The sequence below is a fragment of the Mesorhizobium sp. 113-3-3 genome, assembly GCF_016756495.1.
Taxonomy (GTDB): Bacteria; Pseudomonadota; Alphaproteobacteria; order Rhizobiales; family Rhizobiaceae; genus Mesorhizobium.
This window is the reverse complement of sequence record NZ_AP023243.1, coordinates 4,886,817-4,899,924: the sequence shown is the minus strand read 5'-3', so window position 1 is coordinate 4,899,924 and position 13,108 is coordinate 4,886,817. Positions and strand designations below refer to the sequence as shown.

The following is a 13,108-nucleotide window of genomic DNA, read 5'->3' as shown; positions in this document are numbered from 1 at the left end:
TTTACTTGAGACTTGGCAGCGCCGGCTCAGCCGACGATCTCGGTGTCCGAGAACCAGTACTTGATCTCCTGTGCGGCGGTTTCCGGGGCGTCGGAGCCGTGCACCGAATTCTCGCCGATCGACAGCGCGTGCACCTTGCGGATGGTGCCTTCGGCGGCGTTGGCCGGGTTGGTGGCGCCCATCACTTCGCGGTTCCTGGCAATGGCGTTCTCACCTTCCAGCACCTGCACGATCGTCGGGGCCGACGACATGAACTCGACCAGCTCGCCGAAGAACGGGCGGTCCTTGTGGACGGCGTAAAAGCCTTCGGCCTCACGGCGGCTCATCCAGACGCGACGCGAAGCGATGACGCGCAGGCCGGCATCTTCGAGCATCTTGGTGATGGCGCCGGTGAGGTTGCGCCGGGTTGCGTCCGGCTTGATCATGGAAAAGGTGCGTTCGAGCGCCATGGGTCGTCCTTGTCTGAGAATGGAATTGAGAGTGGCGGGCTCTATACAGGCCGCCCTGCCCATTGCCAAGGGGTGAGGAGCGGTCGGCGACGGAAAGCCAAGCGCGCGAGCAAAAGGTCGGAACGCTGCGCGCTTCCGGTCAGGCCGGCGAGCCGGGAGATGACATCAGATGGCTGCACAGCAACATTTTGCTTGCTATAGTCATGTGTCGGCGCCGCGCTGAAGTCGGCCCGAATGGAGACAACATGACCATGGCAGACGATCGTCAGGAGCGCATTCGCAACCGCGCACATCAGATCTGGCAGGAAGAGGGGCAACCGGCCGGTCATCACGAACGCCATTGGCACCAGGCGGCAGCCGACATCGATCGGGAGGATGCGGGCAAGCCGTCAGCAGCCAAGAAGCCGGCCAAGAAGGCACCTGCCGCCAGCAAGGCAAAGGCCGCCCCCAAGGAAGAAAAGGTCGCCGCAAAAGCCAGCAAGCCGAAGGTCAGCAAGCCAAAGAAGGCGGCCAAGTAGGCCTGCTATCCCGCCGCTGATTTTCGCCACGGATTGACGGCGAGCTGCCATGCGGGCAGGCGCTTGCGGCCGTCAGGCCGCCGGGGCAACCTTTCGTCCCAGCCCGCCATGCAGGTCGAGGCAACGCGCGAACCATTGCGCCACCACGTCGCTGTCTTCAAGCAACTGGTAGGGCGTGGCGATGCGCGCCCATTGCAACGCGCCGAAGACGATATAATCGGCAAACAGCGGCGAGGCGCCGCCGATGAAAGGCTGGTAGCCCAGCATCGAGCGCAGCGGCTCGAGCGAAGCCCGAAACGACGCCAGGCCGGCGTCGCGCGCCGCGACGACGTCTTCCAACCGCTTGCCGAAGCGCTGCTCCCGGCTCTGCCGGAAATACACGGCGTTCTGTTCGTCCTGCATGGCATGGAGATCGACGAGCGCCGCGGTGGTGACGTAGGGATGAATGGTCAATTGCGACCAGCGCTCGACGAAGCGTGCTGTCGCTTTGCCGCCGTCGCCGGCAAACAGCGTCGGTCGATCCGGATAGACTTCCTCGAGATAGAGCGCGATGGCGAAGGAATCGATGACCACCTTGTCGCCGTCGCGGATCACCGGAACGGTTTTCGAAGCGCCGCCCTCGATGGTGGGGACCTCGAGAAAACGCGTCGGCGCGGTCGAGATGTCGAGCCCCTTGTGGGCCAGCGCCATCGTCGCCTTCCAGCAATGCGGACTGAACGGGCGGCTCTCGTCACGCCCAACGAGCTCATAAAGCAGAATGGTCATTGGCGCGGGTCTCTTTGCGGTCCAGAGCAATTCCAGGAAAAGCACGTAGCGCTTTCCCTTGGGAATTGCGTCAAAACAAACAGTTAGAGCAATTCATCGTTTCCGTGAAACGGTGAATTGCTCTAGGTATCGCTCGCGACACCCCGAAACGGGGCGGCGGGAGAAAAGATGAAACAGCACTTCATGATGTTTGCGGCGTATAATCAATGGGCCAACGGCCGCATCTATGATGCCGCCGCGGACCTCGATGAAGAGGAATTCAATCGCGACGTCGGCGCCTTCTTCGGTTCGCTGATGGGCACCCTCAATCATCTGCTTGCCGCCGATCGCATCTGGATGAAGCGCTTCACCGGCGAGGGCGACGCGCCGACGGCGCTGGATGCCATACTGCACCGGGACTTGCCCAAGCTGAGGACGGCGCGCGAAGCCGAGGACCGGCGGATCATCGACTGGCTCTCCGGCTTGAGCGACAAGGCGCTGTCGGGCCGCTTCACCTATATGACCCTTTCGGACATGCGCACGGTCTCGCAGCGCCTCGCGCCCGCGCTGGCGCATGTCTTCAACCACCAGACCCATCATCGCGGCCAGGCGCATATGATCCTGACGGTTCTGGGCCGTCCTTCCGTGCCGCTCGATCTGGCGTACTTCCAGCGCACCGAAGAGGGCAGGGCCTTTGCCTGATCCACGCGAACGGCCTGCGCCGACTACCGCCGCATCTTCCGCAGGAGCATGGCCTTCACGTCAGGCCATTCGGTATCGATGATGCTGAACCGCACGGAATTGCGCTTCCGGCCGTCCGGCATGATCCGCTCATTGCGAACGATCCCTTCCTGCTTTGCCCCTATCCGCAGAATGGCCGCTCTCGATGCGTCATTGAGTTCATCGGTGGTGAACTGCACCCGCACACACGCCATCACCTCGAAGGCATGGGCCAGCAGAAGGTACTTTGCCTCGGTGTTGACCCCTGATCGCTGAACCGAAGCGCTGAGCCAGGTGTGCCCAATCTCCAATTTTCTGTTCATGCGATCGATCTTCCAGAACCGCGTGCTTCCGCAGATCGCTCCCGTGCCGCGCAGGATGATCGTATAGGGCATGACAGTCCCGGCCCGTCCTCCAGCCAGGGCGCTGGCGACATAGTCATCGATCGTGGCTGGCCCGGGAACCACGGTGGCCGTCAGGTTCCACAGCTCACCGTCCGCGGCTGCACGCAGAAGGCCCTGCGAATGCCCCGGCTGAAGCGGCTTGAGTTCAACAATTTTGCCGACCAAGGTGGGTTGCATGGGTTGGACGTCCACCGTTGGTCCTCAATTTCTGACCGGCGGTCATCGGGGGGCGCCGATCCGGATTTCAGACAGCTTCGGTCGCCAGGTCGCGGAATTCACCGTCCAACTGGCGTTGCGTCAGAGCCGCCTCCGCCATGACCCATTGTTTGAACAGCAGCACCTTGCGTGCGGCAAGGCACTTGTTGGGGGAGACGAAATACCAACCGGCGCTATTCGGATGGTGGACGGCAAAGGGTGCGACCAGCCTCTCGGCGCGGATGTCGCTGGCCATATAGGCGCGGTTGGCCACGGCAAAGCCCATTCCGGCGTTGGCGGCCTCGTAGGACATCATGCACGAGTCGAAATAGATGCTTTTGGTCTCGCTGAGCACGAAGCTGGCGCCGGCGAAACCAAGCCAGGATTGCCAGTTCTGGGTGCAGGTGTCCGAATGCAGAAGCGTGAAGTGCCTGAGATCGTCCGGCTCCACCTTTGACACCGGCTTGTCGCCGAGCACCTCATGGAATAATTTGCGGCTGCACACCGGTGTCAGGTCTTCCCGAAACAGCAGGTCGGATGGCAGCCCGTTGAAATGCCCGTCTCCGTAGCGGATTTCGAGATCGAAATCGGAGGCTGTGAACTCGTGTGTCGCGTAGGAGGTCGAAACCCGCATCACGATATCGGGATGTTGCCGCTGGAACTCCGGCAGGCGCGGAAACAGCCAGCGCGCGGCGAAGGTCGGCAGCACGGATATCTTCAGCACATGTTCCTGCGATTGTCCGGTCGCTTCCATGCTGGCGGCGACGATCCGCTCCAGCGCCTCGCGAACGCGCGAGACATAGGTCTGGCCCTCCGGCGTCAGTGACACCGCATTGCCGCCGCGCTGAAAAATCTTGAAGCGCAGCTGATCTTCCAGGCTCTTGACGCGCTGGCTGACCGCCGACGCGGTGATGAACTGCTCCTCGCCGGCTCGCGTGAAATTGCCGTGGCGAGCAGCACTCTCCACGATTTTCAGCGAATTGAGGTTGACCTGACTGAGCAAACGCACGGGCTTCGACCTTAAGCTGGGCTTACACTAGCACCAGCATTCCTAATTTTACAGGGGGGGCTAATTTAATCGACTGTTAACCAAGTGTTTGCCCCCCACTTGGAGAAGTACAATGAACGCACATACCATACCCGAACTGCGCTATGCGATGAGCCGCGAGGCCATTATCGGCCACGAAACGGCCTGGAAAGTGTCGAGTTTCGGCGTCGCACAGTATCTGCATGGCTATGACCCGGCACTGCTCGCCGCAATCGAGGAAGCCGCCCTGAAGCTCAAGGACAGCCATGCGGTGCACAAGCACCTCGACCTGACCTTCATTACCGGCGCCGACCGTTTCATCCCCGAAATCAAGGAGTTGCTGCACGACAAGCTGCGCCTGGAGCGGCTGTCCGACATGATGGGCACGAAGCTGGAGCCCTATCCGCTGTCGATCGTCGGTTCGACGGTCACCTTCATGAATCCCAGGGACGGCGCCGTCGAATGGCATTGCGACGGCGTTCCGGTCACCGAACTCATTCCTTTGTCGATCAGCGACCCGCTGGTCGGCGGCCATCTCGAAATCTATTGCGACGATTCCGAGACCGGCCGCGCGATCCTCGAATCCGGCCGCGAGATCCCGCGCAACCGCATCATGCGCATCGATCACAAGATGAACTACGCGACACTCGGACAGTTCCTTGGCGTCCTGCATCGTACCGCCCCGATCCAGTATGGCGAGCGCGTCACCCTGGTGCTCAACCAGCGTTCGGTGGCCAAGCCCTATGTCGACGACAACAGAATGTTCTATCTCGCCGCCGACAACGATCACGACCGCGAGTGGGTCAACGAATTGGCCGAGGATGTCTGGACCAACCAGTTGCCGGCCTATCGCCGGTTCGAGGCGGAGCATCCGACGCCTGCTCCGGTCGCCGAAGCACAGGTTGCGGGCGGAGCCAGGGAATCGTGGTAATCAACCATGATCCTGAAAAGTGGGAGCCGGTCTTCGGACGAGATCATGGTGCAACACAGGGATAGAGCCTCAGGCCGATTGCTTCGGCATGGTTCAGGTTCAATATCCGCGCTGGTCTTTGCTGCCGGCGCGGTGGCTCTGTGGTCGACCAATGCCTTGGTCGGCAAATCCCTGCTGGCGAACCATCCAGTGTCACAGGTGCAGTTCCTGCAATTTGCGGGAGCTGCACTGGTCTTCGCCTTGATCCGGTTCATGAGCCGCGAGGAAGCACCGCCAACGGCGCCGGGGACGGCACTCGCTCCTCTCGCGGTCGGCTTCATCGGTCTGGTCGGCACCATGGTGCTGCAGTACATCGCCTTCGCCTCGATGCCGGTGATCGAAGCCAATCTCGTGGCCTACACCTGGCCCTTGATGGTCGCCGCCGCGGTGATCGCTTTCGACAATCCCCGGCGTCCAGTCCTGCTGGGCCTCGCCGCGGCCCTTGGCTTCTTCGGCGTCGCGCTGGTGATTTCGGGAGGGCGTCAGAGCAGCTGGTTCCAGGGCGATCTGATCGGCTATTTCGCCGCATTCGGGTCTGCGCTGTGCATGGCTTTCTATTCGGTGATGGTGGGACGGCTGGCCATTTCGCCCGATCGCCTGCTGCTGCCTTCGTCGCTGGTCGGCGTCGCTTTGACGCTTCTATGGTGCGCTGGCGAAGTTGCCCCCTGGCCCGCCGGCATGGATCTCGCCCTCGGGCTCTATCTCGGCGCCGGCCCGATGGGGCTGGGTTATTACTTCTGGTCGCGCGCCTTGAAACTCGAAGGCAGCGGCAAGGTCGCGGTCGTCGCCTACCTCACGCCGATTGCATCGACGTTGCTGCTGACCTTGTCCGGTGAACGGTTGACGACGACTGCCATTGCGGGCGCTGTCCTCGTCATCGGCAGTTGCATCGCGGTCGGTCTGGAGCGGTCGGAGGCGCAAGACTATGTTTGACGACAATGAACGTCTCGCCAGGCAGGAAGCGCATTGGCTGATCAAGGAATTTGGCGCCGAGGCACCGCTTTACGCGGCGATGAAGGCTGAAAAGGCGATTGAGCAGAAGGATTTTGGGCGCTGTGCCCGTTGGCGGCGTATTCTTGAGATATTGGCCGACGCCCGGACAACCAAGTCTGCCGCTTCCAAGTATTAGATTTTCTAATTTGCGCAGCGTCGATTTCCCATAAAAATAGTTGACGCCAAGTCTTGATTCGTTTTGGCGCTTGGCGACCCGCTGGGGGACGCGGTTAAAGAGATACATCGACGAAAGTCTTCGCTGGGGTGGATGACTTTGTCGCAAATAGGGTGAAAGAATTGTCAAATATCGAGGATAAGACTGTTATCGAGCTAACCGCCGATATCGTCTCGGCCTATGTCGGCAACAATCCGCTTCCAGCTTCCGGCCTGCCTGACCTGATTGCCAGCGTCAGCGCTTCGGTTCGCAAGCTGGCTGGTGCGGCCGTTGTGGAAAGCCCGAGTCTGGTTCCGGCCGTCAATCCGAAAAAGTCGGTGTTTCCCGACTATATCGTCTGCCTGGAGGACGGAAAGAAGTTCAAGTCGCTCAAGCGGCACCTTCGGACGGATTACGGCCTGAGCCCGGACGACTATCGGGCCAAATGGGGCCTGCCGCCGGATTATCCGATGGTCGCGCCGAACTACTCGGCGACCCGGTCGGCGCTGGCGAAGTCGACGGGGCTTGGCCGCAAACCCGCGGCAGCACCGGCCGCCGTGGCAAAGGGAACCAAGCGCAAGGCGACTGCCTGAGCGTTGCTCGGCCAACTGGCGAGCCACTGACCGGCTGCCTTGACGGCGCGATTGTGTTCGCCGTCTTCAAGCCTTGTGCGGCCAACCGGCCCACAAGGTCTTGCGAAGCGCCGATGTCCGGTGCAAAAGCGCGGCCATGCTTATCATCAATGATCTATCGCTCCGCATGGCCGGGCGCCTGCTTCTCGACCATGCCTCGCTGACCTTGCCGGCCGGGACCAAGGCCGGCCTTGTCGGTCGCAACGGCACCGGCAAAACGACGCTGTTCAAGGCCATCACAGGCGATTTTCCCTCTGAGACCGGTTCGATCAGCCTGCCGAAGAACACACGCATCGGCCAGGTTGCGCAGGAAGCGCCGGGAACCGAGGAGCCGCTGATCGAGATCGTGCTCAAGGCCGACCTCGAACGCACGGCGCTGCTCGAAGAGGAAAAGACCGCCACCGATCCGCACCGCATCGCAGACATCCACATGCGGCTGGCCGACATCGACGCGCATTCGGCCGAGTCGCGCGCGGCCACCATCCTCGCCGGCCTCGGCTTCGATGACGCGGCGCAGCGCCGGCCGGCCTCGTCCTTCTCCGGCGGCTGGCGCATGCGCGTGGCGTTGGCAGCCGTGCTGTTTTCCGAACCGGATCTGCTGCTGCTCGACGAGCCGACCAACTATCTCGATCTCGAAGGCACGCTGTGGCTGGAAAACTACGTGTCGAAATACCCGCACACCGTGCTTCTGATCTCGCATGACCGCGACCTGCTCAATCGCGCCGTCAACTCGATCGTTCATCTCGACCAGAAGAAGCTGACCTTCTGGCGCGGCGGCTACGACCAGTTCGAGCGCCAGTACACAGAGCAGAAGGAATTGCAGGAAAAGGGCCGCGTCAAACAGGAAGCTGCCCGCAAGCACATGGAATCCTTCGTCGAGCGTTTTCGCGCCAAGGCGTCCAAGGCAAGGCAGGCGCAGTCGCGCATCAAGGCACTGGAAAAGATGAAGCCGATCGCGGCGATCGTGAACGATTCGGTGCGGCCATTCTCCTTCCCTGAGCCGGTGAAGACGGTTGCCTCGCCGATCGTGGCGCTGAACAACGTCAATGTCGGCTATACCGAGGGCCAGCCGATCCTGAAGAAGATGACGCTGCGCATCGACGCCGACGACCGCATCGCGCTGCTCGGCGCCAACGGCAACGGCAAGTCGACCTTCGCCAAATTGCTGTCCGGCCGGCTGAAGCAGGAGACCGGCACGATGACGGTGGCGCCCGGGCTGAAGGTGGCGATCTTCGCCCAGCACCAGCTCGACGATCTCCGCCCGGAGGAAAACGCCTATGAGCATGTGCGCCGGCTGATGCCGGAGGCGCCGGAATCGAAGGTGCGCGGCCGCGTCGCCCAGTTCGGCCTGACGACCGAGAAGATGAACACGCCCGCCAAGGACCTGTCAGGTGGCGAGAAGGCGCGCCTTCTGATGGGCCTGTCGGCCTTCGAGGGGCCGAACCTGTTCATCCTCGACGAGCCGACCAACCATCTCGACATCGACAGCCGCGAATCGCTGATCCACGCGCTCAACGAATTTCCCGGCGCCGTCATCCTGATCTCGCACGACCGCCACCTGCTCGAGGCGACCGCCGACCGGCTGTGGCTGGTCAAGGATGGCGCGGTCAACCCGTATGATGGCGATCTGGAGGACTACAAGACGCTGGTCACCGGCGTGTCAGGCGACCGTCGCGGCAAGCGCGAAGCCGACAAGGCGTCAAAAGCCGACCGCCGCCGCGACGCGGCCGCGCGCCGTGCGGCCTTCGAACCGCTGGCCAAGGAAATCCGTGCCACCGAAGCGCTGATGGACCGCCTGCGCAAGCGCATCGACGGCATCGAGGACGAACTGGCCAATCCGGCGATCTATGAAAAGGATCCCTCGACCGCGACACGCCTGGCCAAGGAGCGATCGCAGTTGGCGCAACAGCTTTCCGGCCACGAGGAAAAGTGGCTGACCATGTCGGCTGAGTACGAGGAAGGCACGGCGGAATGAAGAGCGTAATCTCCCCCACGAGGGGGGAGATTGGTCAATCATCTGGCCCTACACGCGCTCTTTGAAACCCGCTAGACATGCCGCATGAACCAGCACGCCAAGCTTCGTATCGGCCACTCGGCCTGTCCGCATGATTGCCCGTCGACCTGTGCGCTCGAGGTCGAGTTGCTCGGTGGCAACCGCATCGGCCGCGTCCACGGCGCCAAGTCCAACAGCTACACATCGGGCGTCGTCTGCGCCAAGGTTGCGCGCTACGCCGACCGCGTCCACCATCCCGACCGTTTGCTGAAGCCGCTGATCCGCGCCGGGGCCAAGGGCGACGGCGTCTGGAAGGAAGCGAGCTGGGAGGCCGCACTCGACCTTGTCGCCGAGAAATTCATCGCGGCCGAGGCGAAATACGGCTCGGAAACGGTCTGGCCCTATTTTTATGCCGGCACGATGGGGCTGGTGCAGCGGGACGGCATCGACCGGCTGCGTCATGCCAAGAAATATTCGGGCTTCTTCGGATCGATCTGCACCAATCTCGCCTGGACCGGCTGGATGATGGGGGCGGGCGCCTTGCGTGGACCCGACCCGCGCGAAATGGCGAAGTCCGACTGCGTGGTGATCTGGGGCACCAATGCCGTGGTCACGCAGGTCAATGTCATGACCCATGCCATCAAGGCGCGCAAGGAACGCGGCGCCAAGATCGTCGTCATCGACGTCTATGAAAACGCGACGATGAAGCAGGCCGATATGGGCCTGGTGCTGAGGCCCGGTACCGATGGCGCGCTTGCCTGCGCGGTCATGCATGTGCTGTTCAGGGAAGGCATGGCCGACCGCGCCTATCTCTCGAAATACACTGACGATCCCGCCGGGCTGGAAGCGCATCTGAAGACACGTACACCGGAATGGGCCGCCGCAATTACCGGCCTTGGCGTCGCCGAAATCGAGGCCTTCGCGCGATTGATTGGCACGACCAGGAAAACCTATTTCCGCCTCGGCTATGGCTTTGCCCGCCAGCGCAACGGCGCCGTCAACATGCATGCCGCCTCTTGCATCGCCGCGGTCACCGGCAGCTGGCAATATGAAGGCGGTGGCGCCTTCCATTCGAATTCCGGCATCTTCAAGCTCAACCAGGAGGTGCTGGAAGGCACCAGGATGCGCGATCCGTCGATCCGCCATCTCGACCATTCGCGCATCGGCCCGGTGCTGACCGGCGCCAGCGACGCGCTTTATGGCGGGCCGCCGGTGACGGCGATGCTGATCCAGAACACCAATCCGGTGAACGTCGCGCCCGAGCAGCGGCTGGTGAAGCAGGGTTTTTTGCGCGAGGACCTGTTCACTTGCGTGCACGAGCAGTTCATGACCGACACGGCCAGGCTTGCCGATGTCGTGCTGCCGGCGACGATGTTTCTCGAGCATGACGACGTCTACAAGGGCGGCGGCAACCAGCACATTACGCTGGGGCCGAAGCTGATCGAGCCGCCGGAAGGGCCGCGCACCAACCATTTCGTCATCGAACAGCTGGCCGAGCGCCTGGGGGTGGCCGATCGTCCGGGCTTCGGCCTGACCGAACAGCAGCATATCGACATCATTCTCGGCAAGCGCGGGCTGGGCAGCTTCGACAGCCTGAAGGAGCAGAAATGGATCGATCTGCAGCCGGATTTCGAGGCTGCGCATTTCATCAAGGGGTTTGGCCACGCGGATGGAAAATTCCGCTTCCGCGCCGACTGGACCGGCCAGGCGGCTCCCAACCGGCCGCCGAAGAGCATGGGCCTGTTCGGGCCGGTGGAACGGCTGCCTGAGTTTCCCGACCATGTCGACCTGATCGAGGTGGCCGATGAGGCGCATCCCTTCCGGCTGACGACCTCGCCGGCGCGCAACTTCCTCAATTCGACCTTTGCCGAGACGCCGGTGTCGAAGGAAAAGGAAGGCAGGCCGGCGCTGCTCTTGCATCCCGACGATGCAGCCGACCTCGGGCTTGCCGACGGCGACCGTGTCGAGGTCGGCAACCGGCGCGGCGACCTGGTGCTGCACGCGAAATTCTTCGAAGGCATCAAGCGCGGCGTGGTGATCGCCGAGGGCATCTGGCCAAACAGCGCGCATGAACGCGGCGAGGGTATCAACGTGCTGACCGGCGCCGATGCACCCGCGCCCTATGGCGGCGCCGCTTTCCACGACAACAAGGTCTGGCTGCGCAAGGCGGACGAGCTGACGGCCTAGACGATCTCCATTCCTGGGGCGTGGCTGGCCCAAACAGCTGTCATCGCAACGGCCAACTCAGGCCGTTATAGAGGGCGTTCTCCGCATCGGGGAGGATGTCGATGGCAGGCGCGATCTCGCTTCTGGGAATACCGCACGACGAGAACTCGTCCTATCTGCGCGGCCCGGCCGAGGCGCCGGCGCTGATCCGGCGCGAGCTGCATTCCGATGCCCACAGCTCGTGGAGCGAAACCGGCTTCGATCTGGCGGATCGCTTCCTCGACCATGGCGACATCGACTTTGCGAGGGCGGGTGATCCCTGGGAACGGATCGAAAGCGAGGTCGGCCGCGCGCTGAATGCCGGCCATCCGCTGATCAGCCTGGGTGGCGATCATGCCATTGCCTGGCCGGTCCTGCGTGCCGTGCGGCGGCGCCACCCCAGCCTGACGATCGTCCAAATCGATGCACACCCCGATATCTATCCTGCCTATCAGGGCAATTTGCGCTCGCACACCTCGTCCTTCGCCCGCATCATGGAGGAGCGGTTGGCCGACCGGTTGATCCAGATTGGCCTGCGCACCCTCAACGACGACCTTCGCGACCAGATCAGGCGCTTCGGCATCGAGGTGGTCGAGGCGCGTCATGTCAGCGAGGGTCTGCGGCTCGACCTCACGACACCAGTCTATATCTCGATGGATCTCGACGGGCTCGACCCCGCCTTTGCACCCGGCGTCTCTCACCGCGAACCGGGCGGGCTGTCGACCCGGCAGGTCATCAGCCTCATTCAAGGCATCGACCAACCGATCGTCGCCGCCGATATCGTCGAGTACAATCCGCGACAGGATCTCTCCAACATGACGGCCCTCGTCGCCGCCAAGCTGACGAAGGAGATCGCCGGCATGATGCTGAAGACCGCACTGGGATAAAGGCAGGTCGCAGATCAAACCGGCAGGATTTCGGCCGCGTTTTTCCGGTTCAGCCGGTGACAGATGTCATCGGCGATTGCCTGGGCCTCGATGCCGATTTCGCGCAGCAATCCGGTGACCGCATTGTGGAAGCCGATGAGGTAGAGGCCGAGATCCGAAGCTTTGGGGGTAACGCCGCTGCGGTCCGGCTGGATGCCGGGCTCAAGAAATTTGGCATAGCCCGGCCGGTAGCCGGTGGCGAAGATGATCGCGTCGAACTCGACGTGCTTGCCGTCGGCAAAACGGGCGCCGCTCTCGGAGATCTCGGAGATATCAGGCGCGACTTTGATCGCGCCTTCACGGATCTTGCCGATGGTGCCGACGTCGATCACCGGAATGCGCGATGCAATTGCAATCTGTTCCAGCAGCCCCTGTCCCGGCCGTCTGAGCCCGTATTTTTCCAACCGGCCCAGCACCAGGTCGAGAATGACCGGGAAAAGCAGATCGTTGAGGCGTTGCGGACCGAGGCGCGCCGCCATGCCGACCATCTGGATGGGCACGCCGAACATTTCGCGCGGCACGATATGAACGCCGCCGCGCACGGAAATGGTTGGCTGCGCGCCGTTTTCGGCCAGATCGAGCGCAATTTCCGCGCCGGTGTTGCCCATGCCGACGACCAGCACCGACTGACCGGCGAAAGGCGTGGCATTGCGATAGTCGGCGCTGTGCAGCGTCTTGCCGGTGAAGGTGTCGATGCCGGCAAATCCGGGCCGCAAGGGCTCGGCATTGTAGCCTGAGGCGATCACCACATGCTTGGCGCGCAACGACCCGGAGCTCGCGTCCACACGCCAGCCACGACCCTCCCGGCTGACCGCGTTGATCGTTTCTCCGAAGCGAGGCTTGAGGTCGAATCGTTGCGCATAGGCATCGAGATAGTCGACGAAGAGCGCGCGCGGCACATAACGCGGATAGTGTTTGGGAAAGGGCACGAAGGGCAGCGACGAATAGCGCTTAGTCGTATGCAAGTGGACGCGCTCGTAATGGCGCCGCCAGGCGGGCGCGGCCTGCTGCTCTTTTTCGATGAGGATGAAATCGACGCCGGCCTGCCGCAGGCATGCGGCGACGGCCAGGCCCGCCGGCCCGGCACCGATGATCGCTACTGGAATGATATCATCCAAATGCGCCTCCCAACTCAATTCGCGTGCTGAGGATGTCAAAAGCATGGCTTGACGGGCTAG

14 protein-coding genes are annotated in these 13,108 nt (G+C 62.6%); 9 read left to right on the top strand and 5 right to left on the bottom strand.

What is annotated here, in order from left to right:
- Positions 1 to 26: 26 nt before the first annotated feature.
- Positions 27 to 449, bottom strand: a complete 423-nt coding sequence (ndk, locus tag JG746_RS24155) for a nucleoside-diphosphate kinase (protein WP_010915217.1) — start codon at positions 447 to 449, stop codon at positions 27 to 29.
- A 245-nt stretch (positions 450 to 694) separates the two neighbouring features.
- Here ndk and JG746_RS24150 point away from each other — a divergent pair, with 245 nt between their 5' ends.
- Entirely contained in the window at positions 695 to 967 is a 273-nt protein-coding gene (locus JG746_RS24150; protein ID WP_202355007.1) for a DUF2934 domain-containing protein, read from the top strand.
- Positions 968 to 1,039: 72 nt separating this feature from the next.
- Here the strand turns inward: JG746_RS24150 and JG746_RS24145 are convergent, their stop codons facing one another.
- Positions 1,040 to 1,732, bottom strand: coding sequence for a glutathione S-transferase family protein (locus JG746_RS24145; protein ID WP_202355006.1), 693 nt, complete (start codon positions 1,730 to 1,732; stop codon positions 1,040 to 1,042).
- A 168-nt stretch (positions 1,733 to 1,900) separates the two neighbouring features.
- Here JG746_RS24145 and JG746_RS24140 point away from each other — a divergent pair, with 168 nt between their 5' ends.
- On the top strand, positions 1,901 to 2,413 hold the full coding sequence (locus tag JG746_RS24140; protein WP_202355005.1) for a DinB family protein: 513 nt from the start codon (positions 1,901 to 1,903) through the stop codon (positions 2,411 to 2,413).
- Positions 2,414 to 2,436: 23 nt separating this feature from the next.
- On the opposite strand, the gene JG746_RS24135 is transcribed toward JG746_RS24140, so the two are convergent.
- Positions 2,437 to 3,012, bottom strand: coding sequence for a GNAT family N-acetyltransferase (locus tag JG746_RS24135; protein ID WP_202355004.1), 576 nt, complete (start codon positions 3,010 to 3,012; stop codon positions 2,437 to 2,439).
- A 67-nt stretch (positions 3,013 to 3,079) separates the two neighbouring features.
- Complete coding sequence (locus tag JG746_RS24130) at positions 3,080 to 4,039, bottom strand: LysR substrate-binding domain-containing protein (protein ID WP_202355003.1); 960 nt, start codon at positions 4,037 to 4,039, stop codon at positions 3,080 to 3,082.
- A gap of 112 nt (positions 4,040 to 4,151) precedes the next feature.
- On the opposite strand from JG746_RS24130, the gene JG746_RS24125 reads away from it, so the two are divergent.
- The 7 genes from JG746_RS24125 (at position 4,152) to speB (ending at position 11,891) form a co-directional block, all read left to right on the top strand.
- Positions 4,152 to 4,988, top strand: coding sequence for a hypothetical protein (locus JG746_RS24125; protein ID WP_202355002.1), 837 nt, complete (start codon positions 4,152 to 4,154; stop codon positions 4,986 to 4,988).
- Positions 4,989 to 5,033: 45 nt separating this feature from the next.
- Positions 5,034 to 5,960 (top strand): DMT family transporter, encoded by a 927-nt coding sequence (locus tag JG746_RS24120; RefSeq protein ID WP_202355001.1) that lies wholly within the window; start codon positions 5,034 to 5,036, stop codon positions 5,958 to 5,960.
- Positions 5,953 to 6,156, top strand: coding sequence for a hypothetical protein (locus JG746_RS24115; protein WP_010915223.1), 204 nt, complete (start codon positions 5,953 to 5,955; stop codon positions 6,154 to 6,156). Before JG746_RS24120 ends, JG746_RS24115 begins: the two co-directional genes overlap by 8 nt.
- A gap of 161 nt (positions 6,157 to 6,317) precedes the next feature.
- Positions 6,318 to 6,767, top strand: coding sequence for a MucR family transcriptional regulator (locus tag JG746_RS24110; protein WP_202355000.1), 450 nt, complete (start codon positions 6,318 to 6,320; stop codon positions 6,765 to 6,767).
- Positions 6,768 to 6,903: 136 nt separating this feature from the next.
- Positions 6,904 to 8,781: an ABC-F family ATP-binding cassette domain-containing protein gene (locus tag JG746_RS24105; protein ID WP_202354999.1), complete on the top strand. Its 1,878-nt coding sequence runs from the start codon at positions 6,904 to 6,906 to the stop codon at positions 8,779 to 8,781.
- An 84-nt stretch (positions 8,782 to 8,865) separates the two neighbouring features.
- Positions 8,866 to 10,986, top strand: coding sequence for a molybdopterin-containing oxidoreductase family protein (locus JG746_RS24100; RefSeq protein WP_202354998.1), 2,121 nt, complete (start codon positions 8,866 to 8,868; stop codon positions 10,984 to 10,986).
- 101 nt (positions 10,987 to 11,087) lie between these two features.
- Positions 11,088 to 11,891 carry an agmatinase gene (speB, locus tag JG746_RS24095; protein WP_202354997.1) on the top strand — a complete coding sequence of 268 codons (804 nt, stop codon included), beginning with the start codon at positions 11,088 to 11,090 and terminating at the stop codon, positions 11,889 to 11,891.
- A 14-nt stretch (positions 11,892 to 11,905) separates the two neighbouring features.
- On the opposite strand, the gene JG746_RS24090 is transcribed toward speB, so the two are convergent.
- Positions 11,906 to 13,093, bottom strand: coding sequence for a flavin-containing monooxygenase (locus JG746_RS24090; protein ID WP_202359454.1), 1,188 nt, complete (start codon positions 13,091 to 13,093; stop codon positions 11,906 to 11,908).
- Between the last annotated feature and the right edge of the window lie 15 nt (positions 13,094 to 13,108).